Genomic DNA, 20,030 nt, shown 5'->3' with positions numbered 1-20,030 from the left:
CGGCCTCGCACCATCGAAAAGCGCCACCGCTCCCCCGGTGGCGCTTTTCGGCGTCCGGGAGCTGTCCTCAGGGGGAGCGGTGGAGGTCGGGCGGGTTGTGCGGCCTCAGCCGAGCACGGCGAGCGCGTCGATCTCGATGAGCAGGCCCCTGGGCAGGCCGACGTAGACCGTGGTGCGCGCGGCGGCGGGGGCCTTGAGGCCCTGCTCCTCGAAGTACGCGTTGTAGATCTCGTTCATCTCGGCGAAGTGGTCCACGTCCGTGAGGTAGACGCGCATCATCATCACGTCGTCCCAGCCGGCGCCGCCCTCCTCCAGGATCGCCTTGACGTTGGCGAAGGTCTGGAGGGTCTGCTCGCGCAGCGTCGGTCCCGCCGGGGTCGGGGCCTGACCCTCCACGGCGGGCAGGAAGCCGACCTGGCCGGCGACCTGGAGGATGTTCCCCTTCTTCACCCCGTGCGAGAACTTCGCCGGCGGGGTGGTGTGGGTGCTGGGGGTGAGAGCGGTCTTCTCGGTCATGGGATGTCCTTCGACGGTGCGGTGTACTGGGCTGCTCATGTGCTGGACTGCGCGTGTGCTGGGCTGCGCACGTGCTGGGGTGGTGCGGGCCGCGGTGCTGCGGGTCTGTCGGTGCGTCGGGCGTACCGGGGTCGGGCCGCCCGCCGGGGTGGGTTCTACGGCGGGGGCACGGTGGTGCCCGAGTACTCCCCGCTGATGGCGTCCGCGGTGCGGCGCACCAGCGGCAGGAGGGCGAGCAGTTCCTCGGCGGTCACCACGACGTTCGGCGCGGAGACCGACATCGCGGCGACCACGCGTCCGTCGGCGCCCCGGACCGGGGCGCCGACGCAGTTGATGGACTCCTCGTGGCCGCCGAGGTCGGTGGCCCAGCCCTGTTCGCGGACGGTGGCGAGTTCACGGAGGAAGGCCGCGGCGTTGGGCGTCGAACGGGGTGTGTACGAGGGGTAGTCGAGCCGCTCGGCGACAGTCCGGCGCTCGGACTCGGGGAGGTCGGCGAGGAGCAGTTTCGCGACGGCGGCGACGGACATGGCGACGGTCTTGCCGATGCGCGAGTACATCCGGACCGGGTAGCGGCTGTCGACCTTGTCGATGTAGAGGACCTCGCCCTCCTCGTAGACGGCGAGATGGACGGTGTGTCCGCACTGTTCGTTGAGGCCGACGAGGTGCGGGTGGGCGATCTCGCGGACGTCGAGGTTCTCGACGGCCTCCTGGGCGAGCGCGAAGAGGCGGGCGCCGAGCCGGTAGCGCTGGTCCTCCTGGCGGTAGACGAGCCCGTGTTCGCGCAGGGTGCGCAGCAGCCGCAGCGCCGTGGACTTGTGGACACCGAGGCGGTCGGCGACGCGGCCGAGGTCGGCGGGGCCCTCGGCCAGCAGCGGCAGGATGCTGAGCGCGCGGTCGACGGTCTGGCTCATCCGAGGGCTCCTTCCACCGGGTGCCCGACGCTCGCGGGCCCGACGCTCGCGGGCCCGGCGCTCGTGGGCCCGGCGCTCGTGGGCCCGGCGGCCACCGTTCCGGTGCCCTCGGCCGTACGGTCGGCTGCCGTGCGCCCCGTCCATCCGGGGCCGAGTCGCAGTCTCCCCCATGCCTCGTCGTCCAGCGCGGCGAGCCGGTCGGCGTGGGCGCGGTCCGGGGGGTGGGCCACGTCGCCGGAGACGGTGAGGACGGCGGCGGCCATCAGGTGGCCGTGGCGGGCCCGGTCGCGCACGGGCAGTCCGCGCAGGGTGGCGGAGAGGAAGCCGGCCGCGAAGGCGTCGCCGGCGCCCACGGCGGCGACCACGTCCACGTGGAGGGCCGGGACGGTGGTGATCTGGTCCGTTCCGGGGCCGGGCGGGGTGCCCTCGGGGCGGGCGAGGACCGTCGCACCGTCCGCGCCGTGCTTGACGACGAGGACGGCGGGTTCCGGCAGCGCGGCGCGGATGGCGTCCGGGCCGTGTACGCCCCATGCCTCCGCCGCCTCGTCCTCACCGACGAAGACCACGTCCGCGCCACGCGCCAGATCACGGAGGACCCCGGGTCCGCGCGGGTGTCCGCGCCAGAGGCGGGGGCGGTGGTTGATGTCGAAGGAGACCAGGGGCCGGCCGGGGCGCTCCGCGGTGAGGGTGCGCAGCAGGGCGAGGCAGTCGGCGGAGAGTGCGGCGGTGATGCCGGAGAGGTGGAGGACGCGGCCGGCGAAGAGGGCCTCGTACGGGGCGTTCTGCGGGGACATCGCGGAGGCGGCGGACCCGGCCCGGTAGTAGGCGACCTCGTGGCCGGTGTCGGCGCGGTCGGCGGCGGTGCGGAAGTAGACGCCGGTGGGGCGGTCGGGGTCGCGCCGGACGGCGGAGGTGTCGACCCCGTGTCCGGCGATCGTCTCGACGAGGTGGTCGCCGAAGCCGTCCTGGCCGACCCGGCCCACCCAGGCCGCCCGGTGTCCGGCACCGGCCAGGGTGCAGGCGACATTGGACTCGGCGCCGCCGATTCCGCGCAGGAAGGCGGGTACGTCGGCGAGGCGGCCGGGCTCGGTGGGCAGGAAGGTCACCATCGACTCTCCCAGGCAGACGACGTCAACGGCCTCGGCGGCAAGAGCGTGGGCGCCGCCGGTCCCCGCCTCCGCCGGGTCGGCCGTTCCCGCTCCGGTTCCGGGCACCTGGGCTCCTCGCTGATCGCTGGTCGCCGACTCGCTGCCGGCAGGGGCGCTGCTCCGCCGGCTCGTCGTTGACCCGGCATCGGCTCGGATGTTAGACAGCCTGGAGCGACATACGCAATGAGCGTTGCACAGGATGCAACGCCCAGGGAAAGGGGATCCGCATGGCAGCCGACGCGACATCCGGGAACGGGACCACGGGAACCCTTGCGGCCGGCCCGGCCGAGGACGCGGCGACGGTCGCGGAGCGGTACGCCGCCGCGCTCGCCGACGAGCGGATCGACTCCCGCTTCAAGGGGCTGCCGCCGGACGCCGAGGGGCTCACCGTGGGCGCCCTCGCCGCCGAGGAACGGCCCCTCTTCTCCGGCGGGTTCACCACCCCCCTGCTGACACTCTCCGCCGAGTCGCTCGACGCCAACCTCGCGCTCCTGGAGACCTACACCGAGCGACACGGTCTGGCCTTCGCGCCGCACGGCAAGACCTCGATGTCGCCGCAGCTCTTCGCCCGCCAACTCCGGCACGGCGCCTGGGGGATCACCGCCGCCGTTCCGCACCAGGCACGGGTCTACCGCGACCACGGAATCCGGCGGATCTTCCTCGCCAACGAGGTGGTGGACCCGGTGGCGCTCACCTGGCTGGCGGGCGAGCTGGACGCGGACCCGGAGTTCTCCTTCGTCGCCTACGTGGACTCGGTGCGCGGGGTCGAGTTGATGGACGAGGCACTCCGTGCGGCCGGTGCCCGCCGTCCGGTGGACGTGGTGGTGGAGCTGGGCGCGGGCGAGGACGCCCGTACCGGGGTGCGTATGGAGGCGGAGGCCGCGGCGGTCGCGGACGCGGTCGCCGCCGTGTCCACGCTGCGGCTGGTCGGGGTCGCCGGTTACGAGGGCGAGGTACCGAAGGCCACCACGGAGCGGGTCGCCGACTGGTTGCGCCGACTCGTGGCGCTCGCCGTGGAGTTCGACGCGGCAGGCAGGTTCGACGGGCTCGTCGGCGACGAGGAGATCCTGGTGAGCGCGGGCGGCAGCGCCTGGTTCGACGTGGTCGCCGAGGTGTTCGCCGGGGTTCCCGAACTGAGCCGTCCCGTCTGCAGGTTGCTGCGTTCGGGTGCGTACGTCTCGCACGACGACGGTCAGTACCGCAACCTGACTCCCTTCAACCGGGTCCCGGAAGAGGGAGAGTTGCGGCCCGCCTTCCGGCTGTGGACGCAGGTCGTCTCGCGCCCCGCCGAAGGGCAGGCGTTCGTCAACGCGGGAAAGCGGGACGCCGCCTACGACCTCCACCTCCCCGAAGCCCAGGTGGTCCGTTCGGCCCGGGACGGATCGGTGCGCCCCGCGACCGGGATCACCGTCACCGGCCTCTCCGACCAGCACGGCTGGCTGACCACCGAGCCGGGCACCGGTCTGGAGGTCGGTGACTGGGTCGGCCTGGGGCTCTCGCACCCGTGCACCTCCTTCGACAAGTGGCAGCTCATCCCCGTCGTACGGGAGGACGGCACGGTCGCGGAGTACCTGCGCACCTACTTCTGAGCCACGGCCGACTTCCGAGCCGCGCCGCCGGGTCAGCCGCCCCGCCGGGTCGGCCGCGCCACCGGGTCGGCCGCGCCACCGGGTCGGCCGCGCCGCGGCAGCGCATCCGTCCGCACCCGCCCACACCGTCCGAACCGCACACCAGAGCCACACCACGAGCCCCCGGGAGGGTCGCCATGGACCTCGTCATCCGCGACGCGCGCGTCATCGACGGCAGCGGCGGTCCGTCCTGCCGGGCGGACGTCGCCGTCGACGGCGGGCGTATCTCAGCGATCCACCCGGAAGGCTCGCCGGGCCCGCGCCCGACCGGCCGCCGCACCCTGGAGGCGGACGGTCTCGCCCTGGCCCCCGGCTTCATCGACATGCACGCCCACAGCGATCTCGCGCTGCTCCGCGACCCCGACCACAGCGCCAAGGCCGCCCAGGGCGTGACGCTCGAAGTCCTGGGTCAGGACGGCCTGTCGTACGCCCCCGCCGACGACCGCACGCTCGCCGAGGTGCGCCGGACCATCGCCGGGTGGAACGGCGACGGCGAGGACGTCGACTTCGACTGGCGCACGGTCGGCGGGTATCTGGACCGGCTCGACCGGAACTTCGGCGGCGAGGGCATCGCCGTCAACGCCGCCTACCTCGTCCCGCAGGGCACCGTCCGGATGTACGCGGTGGGCTGGGAGGACCGCCCCGCCACCGACGCCGAAGTGGAACGGATGCGCGAACTCGTCGCCCAGGGAATGCGGGAGGGCGCTGTCGGCATGTCGTCGGGGCTGACCTACACCCCCGGGATGTACGCGGACGAAGCCGAACTCACCGAGCTGTGCCGGGTGGTGGCCGAGCACGGCGGTTACTGGTGCCCGCACCACCGCTCGTACGGAGCCGGTGCGCTGGAGGCGTACGAGGAGATGGTGCGGCTCACCCGGAAAGCGGGGTGCGCGCTCCATCTCGCCCACGCCACCATGAACTTCGGGGTGAACGAGGGCCGCGCGCCCGAACTGCTCGACCTGCTCGACCGGGCGCTGGACGAGGGCGCCGACATCTCCCTGGACACGTACCCGTACACCCCCGGCTGCACCACACTGGTGGCGATGCTGCCGAGCTGGGCGAGCGAGGGCGGCCCGGAGACGACCCTGGCGCGGCTCGCGGACCCGGTCGCCGCCGCCCGGATGCGCCACGACCTGGAGGTCACCGGTTCGGACGGCTGCCACGGGGTGCCGATCGACTGGGACACCATCGAGATCTCCGGCGTCACCGTCCCCGCGCTCTCCGGGTACGTGGGCCGCACGGTCGCCGCCTCGGCGCGGGAGCGCGGCGAGGAGCCGTGGACCACCGCGCGGCGGCTGCTCGACCAGGACCGCCTCGGCTCCACGATCCTCCAGCACGTGGGGCACGAGGAGAACGTCCGGCACATCATGCGCCACCGCGTGCACACCGGCGGCAGCGACGGCATCCTGCGGGGTGACAAGCCGCATCCGCGCGCGTACGGCACCTTCCCGCACTATCTGGGGCGGTACGCACGGGAGTTGGGGGTCCTCACGCTGGAGGAGTGCGTGGCGCACCTGACCTCCCGGCCGGCCGCCCGGCTGCGGCTGACGGACCGCGGGCTGGTCCGCCCCGGGTACCGCGCCGACCTCGTACTCTTCGATCCGGCGACGGTGGCGGCGGGTTCGACCTTCGAGGCGCCCCGGGCCCTTCCGGTGGGCATCCCGCACGTGCTGATCGACGGCCGGTTCGTCATCGAGGACGGCCGGAGGACCCAGGTGCTGGCGGGCCGTTCGGTCCGCTCGACCGGGCGCTGACGCGAGGAGCGCACGGGTGCCCCCGGACCGCACGGAGGTCCGGGGGCACCCGAGGACGCTACGGCTTGGGCAGGGCGCAGCCGGTGCGGCTGAGGTCGATCACGCTGCCGGGGCCGACGCAGGGGACGATGCCGTAGGTCTCCTGGGCGTAGTTGATGCCCTGGCGCACGGTGACCGTTCCGTTGGCGTCGACCTCGCACGGGTTGTTCTCCGTGCACCGCTCGCCGTCCTCGTTGCCGGTGTTGTTGACGGCAACCACCTTGCCGGTCGTGTTGTCGATCACCGGGGAGCCCGAGGTGCCGCCGATGGTCTGGCAGGCGGAGGTGTAGCGGACCGAGTCCTTCCAGGTCCACGCACCTTCCTTGAGACGGTAGACGAAGCCGTCCACGGCACAGGAGTAGGTCCGCTTCCAGTAGCCGGACGCGACCGTGATCGCGGTGCCCTGGACGGGGTGCGTGGCGGAGAGCTCCAGGGCCTTGATGCCGTAGCTGCTCTCTATCTGGGCGTAGGTGCGGGTGAGCTGGTAGAGGGAGATGTCGGTGTCGGTCATCGTGCCGTAGGCGATCTTGCTGGCGCGCAGGGTGCCGACGCCGGTGCCCGACGCGTTGAGGAGCGTGAAGGAGCGGGTGGACGCGCGGTTCACGAGGACCTGCCCGGCGGCCGGGAAGCCCGTCTCCAGGCAGTGCCCGTTGGAGAGGACCAGCGCGGGGTCGGTGGGCAGTGCGGTGGGCGTACGGACGACCGAGCCGGAACAGTTGCTGAGCGCCACGGTGCCGGCGAAGCCGACCGCCTGCACCCCGGCGGCGGCCGGGGCCATTTGCGCCCCGGCGATCGGCGCGGACTTGCCGACGGATGCGGACGCGGTCGCCGAGGAGGCGCGCGCACCGTCGGGCGCCGCGGAGTCGGCGGCGGCGACCGCGGGTACGGTGCCCGCACCGAGGAGCAGGGCGCTCAGGAGCGCGGCGACGAGAGGCTTCTTCATGGGGGGTCCCCTCCGATGACCTGGTATGCGGACACCCCGGGGTCGGCGGGCCCGCACACGCGCGACCGGAGATCTTCCGGCCTTGGCATGAGCATGGTCACGTACCGGTCGCGCCCCCACAAGGGGCGAAATCAAGCCTCGTTCTCCGGACGGCACCCTCCTGCCGACACTCCCCGAAGGCGCACTCCCACACCACGCACGACCCCACACCCGCCCACCGCCGAGCAGGCTCAGGCCCCGGCCGGGGCAGGCTCAGCCCCCGGCAGCCGCCGCTTCCCTGGCGTAGGTCACGGCCTGGAGGAGCGAGAGACCCGGCTCGGCCCGGCGCAGCGCCTTGATGGCTTCGGTGGAGTCGGCGGGGCCCGCGTGACCGGCCGCCGCGAGCCGCTCACGCACCCAGCGGACGCGCAGCTCGCTCTCGGGACGGTCGGCGCAGCGCCCGACGAGGGCGAGCGCGCGCTCCAGGCCCGGCCGGTCGGAGTCCGGTGCCGTCGCCAGTTCCTCGCGCAGCGCGTCCAGGATGCGGGGGGCGTCGTGCAGGACGAGGACGGCGAGGTGGTTCTTCGTGAAGAGGCCCATGCCGGCACTCTTCCCGGGCACCGCCGCCCCGGTGTGCGAGTTGAGCAACATCTGAGGCGGCCCGCTCCGAGGGGTCGACGCCCCGCCCGCACACACGTACGCGTCACCCCCGTCCTGCCACTCGCGCGTACGAGCGGGTGCCCGGGGTGGTGCATCTCACCCGCCCTCGCGGCGCACGCGCATTCCAAGCCGCACCAGCGGCGCGACCGGGGTTCCCACGGCTCCACCCGCCCGGCCGCATGGCGATGGAAGCCTCCGCGGCCGTCCTGTGCGCCACCGGGACTGCCGCCGGACGGTAAGTCCGGAGCACCCCGCGAAACACAGCCGTAAGCTCGCGGACATGCAGGTCATCCAGTCCACGAAGCTCGCCAACGTCGGCTACGAGATCAGGGGCCCCGTGCTGGAGGAGGCGATGCGGCTGGAAGCGGCCGGTCAGCGCATCCTCAAGCTGAACACGGGCAACCCGGCGGCGTTCGGTTTCGAGTGCCCGCCCGAGATCCTCGAAGACATCCTGCGCAACCTCGCGGGGGCGCACGGGTACGGCGACGCGAAGGGCCTGCTGTCCGCGCGCCGCGGTGTGATGCAGCACTACCAGACCAAGGGCATCCCGCTCGACGTCGAGGACATCTACCTCGGCAACGGCGTCTCCGAACTGATCCAGATGTCGATGCAGGCACTCCTGGACGACGGCGACGAGGTTCTCGTACCGGCGCCCGACTACCCGCTCTGGACCGCCTCGGTCTCCCTGGCGGGCGGTACGGCGGTGCACTACCGCTGCGACGAGCAGGCCGACTGGATGCCGGACCTCGCCGACATCGAGCGCAGGATCACGGACCGCACCAAGGCCATCGTGATCATCAACCCGAACAATCCGACCGGTGCCGTCTACGACGACGAGATGCTGCGCGGCCTGACCGAGATCGCGCGGCGCCACAGCCTGGTGGTCTGCTCGGACGAGATCTACGACCGCATCCTCTACGACGGCGCCACCCACACGCCGACCGCGGCGATCGCCCCGGACCTGCTGGTCCTCACCTTCAACGGCCTCTCCAAGAACTACCGGGTGGCCGGCTACCGCTCCGGCTGGCTGGCGGTGTGCGGGCCGAAGGAGCACGCCTCCTCGTACATCGAGGGGCTGACCATCCTCGCCAACATGCGGCTCTGCGCCAACATGCCCGCGCAGCACGCGGTGGCGGCTGCGCTCGGCGGCCGGCAGACGATAGACGATCTGGTGCTGCCGGGTGGCCGGATCCTGGAGCAGCGGGACGTGGCGTACGACCTGCTGACGCAGATCCCCGGGGTGACCTGCGTGAAGCCGAAGGGCGCTCTCTACCTCTTCCCCCGGCTCGACCCGAAGGTCTACAAGATCAAGGACGACCGGCAGATGGTGCTGGACCTGCTGCGGGCCGAGAAGATCATGGTGGTGCACGGCACCGGTTTCAACTGGCCGGAACCCGACCACTTCCGGGTGGTCACGCTGCCCTCGGTGGAGGACCTCCGGGACGCGGTGGCCCGGATCGCGCACTTCCTGGACGGTTACAGCCAGCCCTGAGCGAGAGCGAGGTCGGTCGTCGCCACCATCGCCGCCGCCGTAGCCGTAGCCGTAGCTGGTGACACGGCGACGGCCGGAGCCCCGGCGCCCGAGGGCCTCAGGCCGTCGGGGCCAGGCGCTGCGTCCCGACGGCCGCCGACAGCGCTTCGGCGTGCGCGTCCATCCGCTCCGCGGCGAGGATCGCCACGGTGGTGTCGGCGCGCGATGCCGCCACCACGAGCGCCCGGCCCGCGAGGGAGTGGGCACGGCGGTGCAGTGCGGCGGCCGGGGCGTCGATCAGCCCGGCGTGCCGGGCCGGGGGTGCGCCGCGCAACCGCGACACCTGTTCGGCGATGCGGTCTCCGGCGGCGACGAGCCCCAGCTCGTCGGTGACGGAGAGCAGCGCGGCGAGATGACCGGCGAGCTGGATGTCCAGCTCCTCCTCGCGGCTGCGGTGCGGGAATTGGGCGGTGTCGACCGGTGTGTGGACCGACGGAGTGCGGATCGGCTCGTACATGGGTGGCCTCCAGGTTCTGCTGGATGACCATCCTATCTTGGAATCAGTCTAAAGTTATCCACGATCTTGAGTCGTCCGCGGAACATGCCGGGCACGGGCGGAGGGCGACCGGCCCGTGCGCCGATCGCCCTCCGCCCGCCTCTGCGCTTGCACCTCTGCGCCCCTGCGACGCGCCGTCGGACCCACCGTCGGCGCCCACCGGAAGGACCACGCCCGGCTCCGCACGGGGAGGCCCCCGGAACCGCGCGGGCTCCGGGGGCCGTTCACCTCTTCACCTATTCGGGAGGCGTCCTCGCGAAGGACCGGGCCTCACCCGAGCCGCTGGACCAACGCCCGGTATTCGTCCCACAGTTCCTTCGGTGTGTGGTCACCGAAGGTATTGAGGTGCTCCGGGACCAGCGCCGCTTCCTCGCGCCAGATCTCCTTGTCGACGGTGAGCAGAAGGTCCAACTCGGCTTCGGAGAGCCCGAGTCCGACGGTGTCGAGGGACCCCCTGGCCGGCAGGATGCCGATCGGCGACTCCACGCCCTCGGCCTTGCCCTCCAGCCGTTCGACGATCCACTTCAGCACCCGGCTGTTCTCGCCGAACCCGGGCCACACGAACCGGCCGGCGTCGTCCTTGCGGAACCAGTTCACGTAGTAGATCTTGGGCAGCTTCGACTGGTCGGGCTTGTCCGCGCCCACCTTGATCCAGTGGTTCATGTAGTCGCCCATGTTGTAACCGCAGAACGGCAGCATGGCGAAGGGGTCGCGGCGCAGCTCGCCGACCTTGCCCTCGGCGGCGGCGGTCTTCTCGGAGGCGACGTTGGCGCCGAGGAAGACGCCGTGCTGCCAGCTGAAGGACTCGGTGACCAGCGGCACGGCGGTGGCGCGGCGCCCACCGAAGAGGATGGCCGAGATCGGCACGCCCTTCGGGTCCTCCCACTCGGGAGCGATGATCGGGCACTGGCCGGCCGGGACGGTGAAGCGGGCGTTGGGGTGGGCCGCGGGAACGCCGGACTCGGGGGTCCAGTCGTTGCCCTTCCAGTCGGTGAGGTGCGCGGGCGGCTCCTCGGTCATGCCCTCCCACCAGACGTCGCCGTCGTCGGTGAGCGCGACATTGGTGAAGACGGAGTTGCCCCACATCGTCTTCATCGCGTTGGCATTGGTGTGCTCACCGGTACCGGGCGCCACACCGAAGAACCCGGCCTCCGGGTTGATCGCGTACAGCCGGCCGTCCTCGCCGAACCGCATCCAGGCGATGTCGTCGCCGATGGTCTCGACGCTCCAGCCGGAAATGGTGGGCTCCAGCATCGCGAGGTTGGTCTTGCCGCAGGCGCTCGGGAACGCGGCCGCGATGTATTTCGACTCGCCGCGGGGCGGGGTGAGTTTGAGGATCAGCATGTGCTCGGCGAGCCAGCCCTCGTCGCGCGCCATGACCGAGGCGATGCGCAGCGCGTAACACTTCTTGCCCAGCAGGGCGTTGCCGCCGTAGCCGGAACCGTAGGACCAGATCTCGCGATCCTCGGGGAAGTGCGAGATGTACTTGGTGGAGTTGCACGGCCACGGCACGTCCCGTTCCCCCTCCGCGAGCGGGGCGCCGAGGGTGTGGACCGCCTTGACGAAGAAGCCGTCGGTGCCGAGTTCGTCGAGGACGTCCTGCCCCATGCGCGTCATGGTGCGCATGGAGACGGCGACGTACGCGGAGTCGGTGAGCTCCACCCCGATCGCGGAGAGCGGGGAGCCGACCGGGCCCATGCAGAAGGGCACGACGTAGAGGGTGCGGCCCCGCATCGAGCCCCGGAAGACGCCCTGTTCGCCGGAGAAGATCTCCCGCATCTCGGCGGGGTCCTTCCAGTGGTTGGTCGGGCCCGCGTCCGACTCCTTCGCGGAGCAGATGAAGGTGCGGTCCTCGACGCGGGCGACATCGCTCGGGTCGGAGGCGGCGTAGTAGGAGTTGGGGCGCAGCGTCGCGTCCAGCTTGGTGAAGGTGCCCTTGGCGACGAGCTCCTCGCACAGGCGCTCGTACTCGGCTTCTGAGCCGTCGCACCAGACCACACGGTCCGGCTGGGTGAGAGCCGCGATCTCGTCGACCCAGGAGACGAGCTCCTGGTGCCGGGTGGGAAGAGGGGAGGGAGCTGCGATGTCGCGCGCCACGATCGCTCCTTGTCGAGGGTGGATTCCGTTGATGCCCCGTGGGGGCTTCGACCCGGACGCTTCGACTGCGTCATCCCTGGCGCTCATCCGGTGCCGACCGCACTCATTTGATCATCCGACGCTGCCGCCCATCTGTCCAGGGGGCCTCACATGTGAGCATGGCCACTCGGAGCGTGAGCATGGACGCCCCCGGACATGCCTCGACGGACAGGCCTCGACGGCGTGTACGGGGGTGTGAAGGGGGCGTGTATGCGGGTGTCCGGGGGCGAGCGTCACCGCTCACGGCGGCGCCTACGGTGGCGTAGGTAGCATGCGGACATGACTGCTGCCGGTGCGTCCGCACCCGAATCCGCCACCCTGGAGGCCGAGCCGCTCAAGCCGCGGATGCGCGGCTGGCTGCACGCCGGCATGTTCCCCGCGGTGGTGATCGCGGGGCTGGCGCTCATCATGCTCGCGGACGGAACCAGGGCGCGGGTCGCCTGTGGGGTGTACATCCTCAGCGCCTGCCTGCTCTTCGGCGTGAGCGGCGTCTACCACCGGGGCACGTGGGGCCCGCGCGGCGAGGCGGTGCTCCGGCGGCTGGACCACGCGAACATCTTCCTGATCATCGCGGGGACGTACACGCCGCTGATCCTGCTCCTGCTGCCGGACTCCACCGGGCGGCCCCTGCTCTGGGCGGTCTGGGCGGCGGCTCTGGCCGGCATCGCGTTCCGGGTGTTCTGGGTCGGCGCCCCCCGCTGGCTGTACACGCCCTGCTACATCGCGATGGGCTGGGCGGCGGTCTTCTTCCTGCCGGACTTCATGCGGGCCGGCGGCGTCGGCGTACTGGTCCTGGTCGTCGTCGGCGGCCTGCTCTACAGCGCGGGCGGCGTGATCTACGGCCTCAAGCGCCCCAATCCCTCGCCGCGGTTCTTCGGCTTCCACGAGGTCTTCCACTCGCTGACCCTCGCCGCGTTCACCGCGCACTACGTGGCCATCTCGCTCGTCGCCTACCAGCACGACTGAGCAGCCGAACGCCTTTCGCACAGATCTTCCCCCGATGGCCGCGGCTGAGAAGCCGCGGCCATCGCCATGGAGCAGAACGTCAGCCGCCATGGAGCAGTACGTCCATCGCCATGGGGCAGGGCGTCAGCCCCCCAGCCTCCGGCTCAGCTCCTCCGCGTCCGTCGTCGGGGTTTCGCAGACGAAATGGCGGCAGACGTACGCGGTCGGCTCGCCGCCCACCAGCACCCGGTCCACCAGCAACGGGAACTCCCCGCCACCCGGCTCGCCCGCCGCGACGACCGCGCCCGGTGCCCGTCCCAGCAGCGCCGTCCGGTGCAGCTCCCCGCCGACCGGCCCGGCGACCGCCACCTCGCGGGGCCCGTCGAGCAGCGCCTCGGCGGCGGCCAGCCCCCAGCCCACGAAGCGGGGAGCCCGCGGCCCGAGCGCCTTCACCACCTGGAGCGCGCCCTCGGCCGCCGTGCGGTGCGGCTCGGACCCGGTGTGGGCCGCGTACGACAGCAGGGCACCGGCCGCCGCCGTCCAGCCGGACGGGGTGGCGTTGTCGGTCGGGTCCTGCGGGCGCCGGATCAGCTTCTCGGCGTCGTCCGCCGTGTCGTAGAGCTGCCCGCCCTCCCCCGCGAACCGGGTGAGCACCACGTCGAGCAGCAGCCCGGCGAACTCCAGCCAGACCCCCTCACCGGTCACCGACGCCAGCGCGAGGAACCCCTCGGCGACGTCCGCGTAATCCTCCAGCACTCCGCTGTTCCCGCCGGCCCGCCCCTCCATCGAGGTACGGCAGAGCCGGCCTTTCTCGCCCAGGTGGACGCGTACCAGCAGGTCGGCGGCCTCCGTGGCGCGCTCCACCAGGTCGGGCCGGTCGAAGTACGCGCCTGTCTCGGCCAGCGCCGCGACCGCCAGGCCGTTCCAGGCCGCGACCACCTTGTCGTCCCGCCCCGGACGGGGCCGCAGCTCACGGGCAGCGAGCAGCCGGGCCCGGACGGAGGCGAGCCGCTCGGCGTCGGGGTCGGGGGCGTCGAGGTCGGGGCTGTCGGAGGCGGCGGGGGCGGCGTCGTCGGGGTCGCCGTCCTCGGCCGCCCGTGCGGTACCGGCGTCGAGCCTGAGCACCGACGCCCCCTCCTCGAAGGTCCCCTTCTCGGTCACCCCGAAGCGGGCCGCGGCGAACGCCCCGTCCTCCTCGCCGAGCACCTCGCGGAGCTGCTCGGGCGTCCAGACGTAGAACGCGCCCTCCACGTGCCGGCCCTCGGCGTCCTCGCTGTCCGCGTCCAGCGCGGAGGCGAAGCCGCCCTCGGCCGTCCGCAGCTCACGGACGAGGAAGTCGGCCGTCTCCAGCGCCACCCGGCGGGCCAGGCCGGAACCGGTCGACCGCCACAGGTGCGCGTACACCCGGCAGAGGAGCGCGTTGTCGTAGAGCATCTTCTCGAAGTGCGGAACCGTCCACTCCCGGTCCACCGCGTACCGGGCGAACCCGCCGCCGAGCTGGTCGTAGATGCCGCCCAGGGCCATCGCCGCACAGCTGTCCGCGGCCATCTGCAGGGCCCCCTCGGAGCCGGTACGGGCGTGATGCCGCAGCAGGAACTCGATGGCCATCGACGGCGGGAACTTCGGCGCGCCGCCGAACCCACCGTGCGTGTCGTCGTACTCCCGGGTCAGCCCCAGCAACGCCCTCCCCAGGTCCGACTCGTCCGGCACCCCCTGCCCTCCGTGCGCCAGCGACCGCCCGGCCAGGTCCGACACGATGTGCCCGGCCACCTCGGCGACCTCCCCGCGCCGGTCGGTCCAGGCGGCGGACACGCCCTCCAGCACCTGCCGGAAGGACGCCATGCCGTGCCGGGGCTCGGGCGGGAAGTACGTACCGAAGTAGAAGGGTTCCGCGTCGGCCGTCAGGAACACGGTCATCGGCCACCCGCCCTGCCCGGTCGCCGCCTGCACCGCCTCCATGTAGACGGCGTCGACGTCCGGCCGCTCCTCCCGGTCCACCTTCACCGGGACGAAGCGCTCGTTGAGGTAGGCGGCGAGCGTCTCGTCCTCGAAGGACTCGTGTGCCATGACGTGGCACCAGTGGCAGCTGGCGTACCCGACGCTCAGCAGGACCGGCACGTCCCGGCGCCGGGCCTCCTCGAACGCCTCGGGCGACCAGGGCCACCAGTCGACGGGGTTGTCCGCGTGCTGGAGGAGGTACGGGGAGGTGGTGTGCGCGAGTCGGTTGACCATGGCCCAATCCTTGCGCACCGGAGGTGGCGGCGGGGGGACGGGCTCACCGGGAGGCGGAGGTCGGGCAGTCGGGCACCGTACGGAGCTGCGGTGAACCCATTCCCTTACTGTGCGAGTGACAGAAACTGAAGCCGGCCGGTGCCGTACGTCAGCGGCCGTCCGACACGGGCCGGGGCAGCTCGTCCAGGTCGAGGGTGTAAGTCCGCCCGTCGGCCAGCTCGACGGGCAGCTTGCCCGAGCCGTACTTGTGTGTGTGAGCCGCGATGTAGTCGGAGCCGGTGGGCCGGGTGTGGACGACAACCTCCGCCGCATACGGGTCCACGATCACGTAGACCGGGATGCCGTAGCGGCCGTACTTCGCGGTGCAGTCGTCGTAGTCCGCGCGCGCGGAGGAGACCGACACCACCTCGGCGATCAACAGCACGTCCTCGAAGCCGTAGCGCTTGCCCTGCCGCTGCGCGTCCTCCCGCATGATCGCGAAATCGGGAGCGGAGTTCTCGTCGGCCGGGAAGTCGATGTACACGTCGGAGATGACCTTCGCGTGACGACCGAGGGCGAGAGAGTCGATCTGCATCGACCGGATGGTGCTGGAGTGCTCTTCACTCTGCGCGGTCATGACCACCTTCCCGTCGATACCGAAGAAGACCACGTATCCCGTGGGGAACTCGGTGTGCAGGACCGCGTCCACGCTCATCAACAGCTCCTTCCCGTCGCGCTTTCAGCATATGGCCCCCCGCCACGCACGAGGGCGGCCACGAAGAGCGTCGGCCTGGACGGTGACGGGGACGGGCACGGGCACGGGCACGGGGGCAGTCGAACCACGCGCGCCGCCACCGGGTGGGGCGCAACGGCCACCTGGTGCCCCTACGGGCGGCGGAGGCTGGGCAGTCGGGCGCCGTACGGAGCTGCGGCGAACCCCTCGCCGACACTGGGCGGACAGTACGCTGAGCCGAGTAACACCGGAACTGACGAGCATCCTCGAAGGAGGCACGCCATGACCGCCGAAATGGTCGCACCCGCCTGGATGCACGAGCAGATCAGCGCGGAGCAGTACGACTCCTGGCCCGAAGAGCAGTGCGCCGGCGTCGAGGTCGTGGACGGGATGGTCGTCGTGAGCCCGAGTGCGTCCAAGCGCCACAACCGGCTGGCCCGCACCCTGGCCAACGCCCTGGACACCGCGGCGGGCCCGGACTGGAACGCCGACACGGACTTCGACGTCCGTCTGCAGGACGTCCCCCTCACCAATCGCCGTCCGGACGTCGTCGTCTACCGGGCCGACACCATCGACCTCTCGCCGACCCGTCCCGAGCACGTGCTCCTGGTCGTCGAGGTCGTGTCGCCCGGTTCGGAGACCACCGACCGGATCGTGAAGGTCGACCAGTACGCCAAGGCCGGCATCCCCTTCTACTGGCGCGTCGAGCAGGCAGCCACGGGCGTCCCGATCATTTACACGTACGTCCTCGACCCCGCGACCACGGCGTACAGGGACGGTGAGATGTTCACCGGCGCGATCAGGGCCGCTGCTCCGTTCCCCGTCGCCGTGGACCTGGTGACCGTCTGACGGCCGACGTCGGAGGCCCACCGGCCCCCGGTCGAGGAACGCCCGAGGCGGCGGCCCCGGTCCGACGGGTCACCGCCGCGGTCACCGGTCGGCCGGGGCCTACCGCGCCCCGCGCGGCGACCGGACGCGGTACGGGCCGGAGCGGGCCACCGGGAGCAGACCGGCGGTCACGAGCAGTCCGCCGACCGGGAGCAGGTCGAGGTCGACGGAGAAGAGGAGGAAGCCCGCGAGTACCAGGAGGGGGCTCCACACCGGCAGCGATCGAGGCGTGGCGGCAATCGGCAGGACCAGGAGGACGAGCCAGCCGAGCTGGAACGCCAGGGGGCCCGCCAGTTCCAGCGGTCCGGGCAGGGGTGCCGCGGTGTCGAGGCCCGCGAACAGGTCGCCGAGGATCACCCAGAGGAAACAGGCGATGCCGAACAGGCTGACCACCGCGGCCGCGTTCGCGGCATGGCGTCTGCGCGGGGTGGCCGCGAGGGCGAGCCGCCGCAGTGGGAAGGTCACCACGCCGAAGAGTAAGAAGCCGGCGAAGAAGAAGGTGTGTCCGAGGTTCCAGGCGAGCCCCGGCCCGTGGCTCCCGTTCAGCCCGTCGACGAGCCGCAGGACGCCGTACAGCACCAGCAGGAGGGGCGCGACGAGGGCGGCGCGCAGGCCGCCCGTGCGTGTCGGAGTCATGCGGCCAGACTCGCAGTCGGCCGCCAACCGCCCCATCGGGGACGCCCCCCGCCCGACCCGGGAAAACGCGGGAACGCGGCCCGTAGGGGACGCGACGGCAGCCGGTGCGGGGCCCCGGGGCAGTACCGCGCGCCCCGCGCCGGAGAGCCGTGGCGCGGGGCGGGGCGTGGCACCGGCCGGAGGACGGACGGCGCCGGGGTGCTACTTGCCGCGGGCTCCGGCGGAGGCAGCGGTACCGGCCCCGGTCCCGCCGTCCGCGGGGCCGTCAGTGGCGCCGGCGCCCTCGGGGGATTCCTCGAAGTTCACCCGGCCCATGTGGCGGTTCATCGACTTCATCAGCAGCCACACGCCGACGGCGAGCGCGGCGAAGACGAGGAAGCCGAGAACGCCGGGGGTCACCTTGTTCTTGTCGAGCTCGTCGGCGGCCAGCGGGACGAGATGCGTCAGTGCCTGGGTGGAGTACATATCAGGCATTGTCGCGGATGCCCGCGAAGAGATCACTCTCGGGGAGGGAAGTATCGACGCCGGACTTCACGAGCTCGTACTCCTCGGTCGGCCAGACCTCCTTCTGTACGTCCATCGGCACGCGGAACCAGCCGCCCTCGGGGTCGATCTGCGTCGCGTGCGCGATGAGCGCCCGGTCACGCACCTCGAAGAAGTCCGCGCACGGGATGTGCGTGGTCAGGGTGCGTTCGGTGTGCTCCATGTCGTCCCAGCGCTTCAGCCAGTCCGCGTACGGGGACTCCAGGCCGCGCGCGAGGAGCGCCTCGTGCAGGGCGAGTGTGCGGGGCCGGTTGAAGCCCTGGTTGTAGTAGAGCTTCTGCGGCTCCCAGACCGGTCCGAACGCGTCCTCGGGGAAGCGCTCCTTGTCGTTCGCACCGTCGAACGCGATCATCGTGATCTTGTGGGTCATGATGTGGTCGGGGTGCGGGTAGCCACCGTTCTCGTCGTACGTGGTGACGACCTGCGGGCGGAAGGCACGGATCTTGGCGACGAGACGCCCGGCGGCGGTCTCCTCGTCCTCCAGCGCGAAGCAGCCCTCGGGGAGCGGGGGCAGCGGGTCGCCCTCGGGAAGGCCGGAGTCGACGAAGCCGAGCCACTCCTGCTGGACGCCGAGGATCGCGCGGGCTTCGTCCATCTCCTTCCGGCGCACCTCGTGGATGTTCTCCTCGATGTACGCGTCTCCCTGGAGACGGGGGTTGAGGATGGAACCACGTTCGCCACCGGTGCAGGTGACGACCATGACGTCCACCCCCTCGGACACGTACTTGGCCATGGTGGCCGCGCCCTTGCTCGACTCGTCGTCGGGGTGGGCGTGGACGGCCATCAGGCGCAGCTGCTCGGTCAAGACTCGATCCTCAGTTATTCGTCGCGATGGGCAACTCCTATAGTGACCGAACGGGAAGGTGGAAAATTCCTCGATTCCCTGCACAGGAGGAACGATCATGACGGCGGTGCGCGAGGCCACTCCTCAGGGCCGGTACGGCCGGAGTCAGGACGAGCGGGCGGACCGCAAGCTCCGGGTGATCGGTGCGATCCTCGGTGCCGCGCTGGTCGGCGTGATCGTCTGGATCGGTGTGGATTACGTGGGCGGCACGGACATCAGCGCCGAGCTGATCAAGTCCAAGATCGTCTCCGACGACCGGGCCGAAGCCCATCTGGAAGTGCGCAAGGACAAGGAATCCGGCGGCTTCTGCACGGTGCGCGCCCTGGACGCGGAAGGCGTCGAGGTCGCCCGCAAGGATTTCCGGTTCGACCAGCCCGTCGACCGCGTCGACGAGGTGGTGGCCCTGCGGACGACGTCCCGGGCCAGCGCGGTGGAGCTGCTGGGCTGCACGGGCGGCAGCTCGGAGGGCTGAGCCCCTGCGGGCCCCGCAGGCCCGCTCGCGGCGGACGGGGAACCCTGAGCGCGCGCGGCGCGGCCCCGGTGTGCCACCCGCACTGTCCGCCACGCTGCCATCGGCACTGGGTAACCTTCTCCCCCTTTGCCCGGGAAATTGTTAGGCTCGTGGTTTCGCCCACCCGTGAGGGAACAAGCTCCCGGGTAGGGCGATGCTTTGTATTCCCAGTACCGACGAGGAGCACCTGTGACCCAGACCAGCGAAAACGTCACCTGGCTCACGCAGGAGGCGTACAACCAGCTCAAGGCCGAGCTGGAGTACCTGTCTGGTCCCGCGCGCACGGAGATCTCCGTAAAGATCGCGGCGGCCCGTGAGGAGGGCGACCTCCGCGAGAACGGCGGGTACCACGCGGCCAAGGAGGAGCAGGGCAAGATGGAGCTCCGGGTGCGCCAGCTCACCCAGCTCCTGGAGCACGCGAAGGTCGGCGAGGCGCCGGCCGACGACGGTGTGGTCGAGCCCGGCATGGTCGTGACGATCGCCTTCGACGGCGACCCGGACGACACCGTCACCTTCCTGCTCGCCTCCCGCGAGTACGCGAGCTCGGAGATCGAGACGTACTCCCCGCAGTCGCCGCTCGGCAGGGGCGTCAACGGCAAGCGCACGGGCGACGACGCCGAGTACGAGCTGCCCAACGGCAAGAAGGCCGCGGTGAAGATCCTCTCGGCCAAGCCGTACACCGGCTGACCCGGGCCACCCACCCGCGCCGCCACGCGACGCACGAAGCCCCGGTCGGGGGGGGGGCCGGGGGGGGCCCCCCCCCGGGGGGGGGGGGGCGGGGGCAGGCAGTTTGCCAACGGGCGGGGCGGGGGGGGGGGAGGCGGGGCGGGGAAGCCCGGCGCCCCGCAATCCTCCCCACCGTGAGGTGGGAGGTTTTCTCGCAGGGGCGTGTCGGCCCGGCTACGGACCAGCTCGGCCCGTAGCCGGGCCTTCCCCCGTGTCCGGACCTGTCCGTGTCCGGACCTGTCCGTGTCCGGG

Annotated in this window: 19 protein-coding genes; 7 read left to right on the top strand and 12 right to left on the bottom strand. The window is 71.8% G+C overall.

Translation table 11 applies throughout. The features are described 5' to 3' along the window. Positions 1 to 105 precede the first annotated feature (105 nt). The 3 genes from ACFYPN_RS03370 to ACFYPN_RS03360 all read right to left on the bottom strand — a co-directional run bounded on the left by ACFYPN_RS03370 (position 106) and on the right by ACFYPN_RS03360 (position 2,641). Positions 106 to 516 carry a RidA family protein gene (locus ACFYPN_RS03370; protein ID WP_358760471.1) on the bottom strand — a complete coding sequence of 137 codons (411 nt, stop codon included), beginning with the start codon at positions 514 to 516 and terminating at the stop codon, positions 106 to 108. A gap of 155 nt (positions 517 to 671) precedes the next feature. After that, entirely contained in the window at positions 672 to 1,427 is a 756-nt protein-coding gene (locus ACFYPN_RS03365; RefSeq protein ID WP_358760470.1) for an IclR family transcriptional regulator, read from the bottom strand. Next, entirely contained in the window at positions 1,424 to 2,641 is a 1,218-nt protein-coding gene (locus tag ACFYPN_RS03360) for a sugar kinase (RefSeq protein WP_389296593.1), read from the bottom strand. The genes ACFYPN_RS03365 and ACFYPN_RS03360 overlap by 4 nt, the downstream gene beginning before the upstream one ends. Before the next feature lie 161 nt (positions 2,642 to 2,802). Here ACFYPN_RS03360 and ACFYPN_RS03355 point away from each other — a divergent pair, with 161 nt between their 5' ends. Beyond that, a complete protein-coding gene (locus tag ACFYPN_RS03355) occupies positions 2,803 to 4,164 on the top strand; it encodes an alanine racemase (protein ID WP_358760469.1) in 1,362 nt (453 codons plus the stop codon). Between the two features lie 176 nt (positions 4,165 to 4,340). Next, positions 4,341 to 5,957, top strand: coding sequence for a D-aminoacylase (locus tag ACFYPN_RS03350; protein ID WP_358760468.1), 1,617 nt, complete (start codon positions 4,341 to 4,343; stop codon positions 5,955 to 5,957). 58 nt (positions 5,958 to 6,015) lie between these two features. On the opposite strand, the gene ACFYPN_RS03345 is transcribed toward ACFYPN_RS03350, so the two are convergent. Both ACFYPN_RS03345 and ACFYPN_RS03340 read right to left on the bottom strand, forming a co-directional pair. Further along, positions 6,016 to 6,939: a serine protease gene (locus ACFYPN_RS03345; RefSeq protein WP_358760467.1), complete on the bottom strand. Its 924-nt coding sequence runs from the start codon at positions 6,937 to 6,939 to the stop codon at positions 6,016 to 6,018. A 252-nt stretch (positions 6,940 to 7,191) separates the two neighbouring features. Beyond that, the gene (locus ACFYPN_RS03340; RefSeq protein WP_358760466.1) at positions 7,192 to 7,518 is read right to left on the bottom strand and encodes a hypothetical protein; all 327 of its coding nucleotides are present in this window, start codon (positions 7,516 to 7,518) and stop codon (positions 7,192 to 7,194) included. 340 nt (positions 7,519 to 7,858) lie between these two features. On the opposite strand from ACFYPN_RS03340, the gene ACFYPN_RS03335 reads away from it, so the two are divergent. Then, positions 7,859 to 9,070 (top strand): pyridoxal phosphate-dependent aminotransferase, encoded by a 1,212-nt coding sequence (locus ACFYPN_RS03335; RefSeq protein WP_358760465.1) that lies wholly within the window; start codon positions 7,859 to 7,861, stop codon positions 9,068 to 9,070. Positions 9,071 to 9,167: 97 nt separating this feature from the next. Here the strand turns inward: ACFYPN_RS03335 and ACFYPN_RS03330 are convergent, their stop codons facing one another. Further along, positions 9,168 to 9,566 carry a hypothetical protein gene (locus tag ACFYPN_RS03330; RefSeq protein ID WP_389296592.1) on the bottom strand — a complete coding sequence of 133 codons (399 nt, stop codon included), beginning with the start codon at positions 9,564 to 9,566 and terminating at the stop codon, positions 9,168 to 9,170. 309 nt (positions 9,567 to 9,875) lie between these two features. Next, positions 9,876 to 11,702 carry a phosphoenolpyruvate carboxykinase (GTP) gene (locus tag ACFYPN_RS03325; RefSeq protein ID WP_389296591.1) on the bottom strand — a complete coding sequence of 609 codons (1,827 nt, stop codon included), beginning with the start codon at positions 11,700 to 11,702 and terminating at the stop codon, positions 9,876 to 9,878. A gap of 318 nt (positions 11,703 to 12,020) precedes the next feature. Here ACFYPN_RS03325 and ACFYPN_RS03320 point away from each other — a divergent pair, with 318 nt between their 5' ends. Further along, positions 12,021 to 12,707, top strand: coding sequence for a hemolysin III family protein (locus tag ACFYPN_RS03320; protein WP_389296590.1), 687 nt, complete (start codon positions 12,021 to 12,023; stop codon positions 12,705 to 12,707). Positions 12,708 to 12,830: 123 nt separating this feature from the next. Here the strand turns inward: ACFYPN_RS03320 and ACFYPN_RS03315 are convergent, their stop codons facing one another. Further along, positions 12,831 to 14,918, bottom strand: a complete 2,088-nt coding sequence (locus ACFYPN_RS03315) for a thioredoxin domain-containing protein (RefSeq protein WP_389296589.1) — start codon at positions 14,916 to 14,918, stop codon at positions 12,831 to 12,833. 148 nt (positions 14,919 to 15,066) lie between these two features. Beyond that, positions 15,067 to 15,612, bottom strand: a complete 546-nt coding sequence (locus ACFYPN_RS03310) for a Uma2 family endonuclease (RefSeq protein ID WP_389296588.1) — start codon at positions 15,610 to 15,612, stop codon at positions 15,067 to 15,069. A gap of 300 nt (positions 15,613 to 15,912) precedes the next feature. Here ACFYPN_RS03310 and ACFYPN_RS03305 point away from each other — a divergent pair, with 300 nt between their 5' ends. After that, positions 15,913 to 16,479: a Uma2 family endonuclease gene (locus ACFYPN_RS03305; RefSeq protein ID WP_389296587.1), complete on the top strand. Its 567-nt coding sequence runs from the start codon at positions 15,913 to 15,915 to the stop codon at positions 16,477 to 16,479. A 99-nt stretch (positions 16,480 to 16,578) separates the two neighbouring features. On the opposite strand, the gene ACFYPN_RS03300 is transcribed toward ACFYPN_RS03305, so the two are convergent. The 3 genes from ACFYPN_RS03300 to mca all read right to left on the bottom strand — a co-directional run bounded on the left by ACFYPN_RS03300 (position 16,579) and on the right by mca (position 18,502). Next, on the bottom strand, positions 16,579 to 17,154 hold the full coding sequence (locus ACFYPN_RS03300; RefSeq protein WP_358760458.1) for a hypothetical protein: 576 nt from the start codon (positions 17,152 to 17,154) through the stop codon (positions 16,579 to 16,581). Positions 17,155 to 17,355: 201 nt separating this feature from the next. Further along, complete coding sequence (locus ACFYPN_RS03295) at positions 17,356 to 17,619, bottom strand: hypothetical protein (protein WP_358760457.1); 264 nt, start codon at positions 17,617 to 17,619, stop codon at positions 17,356 to 17,358. Between the two features lies 1 nt (position 17,620). Then, positions 17,621 to 18,502, bottom strand: a complete 882-nt coding sequence (gene mca / locus ACFYPN_RS03290) for a mycothiol conjugate amidase Mca (protein ID WP_358760456.1) — start codon at positions 18,500 to 18,502, stop codon at positions 17,621 to 17,623. Between the two features lie 97 nt (positions 18,503 to 18,599). Between mca and ACFYPN_RS03285 the strand changes: the two genes are divergently transcribed. Both ACFYPN_RS03285 and greA read left to right on the top strand, forming a co-directional pair. Next, positions 18,600 to 19,013: a DUF4307 domain-containing protein gene (locus ACFYPN_RS03285; protein WP_358760455.1), complete on the top strand. Its 414-nt coding sequence runs from the start codon at positions 18,600 to 18,602 to the stop codon at positions 19,011 to 19,013. Between the two features lie 228 nt (positions 19,014 to 19,241). Further along, positions 19,242 to 19,739, top strand: coding sequence for a transcription elongation factor GreA (greA, locus tag ACFYPN_RS03280; RefSeq protein ID WP_358760454.1), 498 nt, complete (start codon positions 19,242 to 19,244; stop codon positions 19,737 to 19,739). The last annotated feature ends 291 nt before the right edge of the window (positions 19,740 to 20,030 follow it).

The sequence above is a fragment of the Streptomyces sp. NPDC005576 genome (assembly GCF_042871745.1).
Taxonomy (GTDB): domain Bacteria; phylum Actinomycetota; class Actinomycetes; order Streptomycetales; family Streptomycetaceae; genus Streptomyces.
Note: the sequence above shows the minus strand (reverse complement) of the source record. Positions and strands in the feature narration are given on the sequence as shown.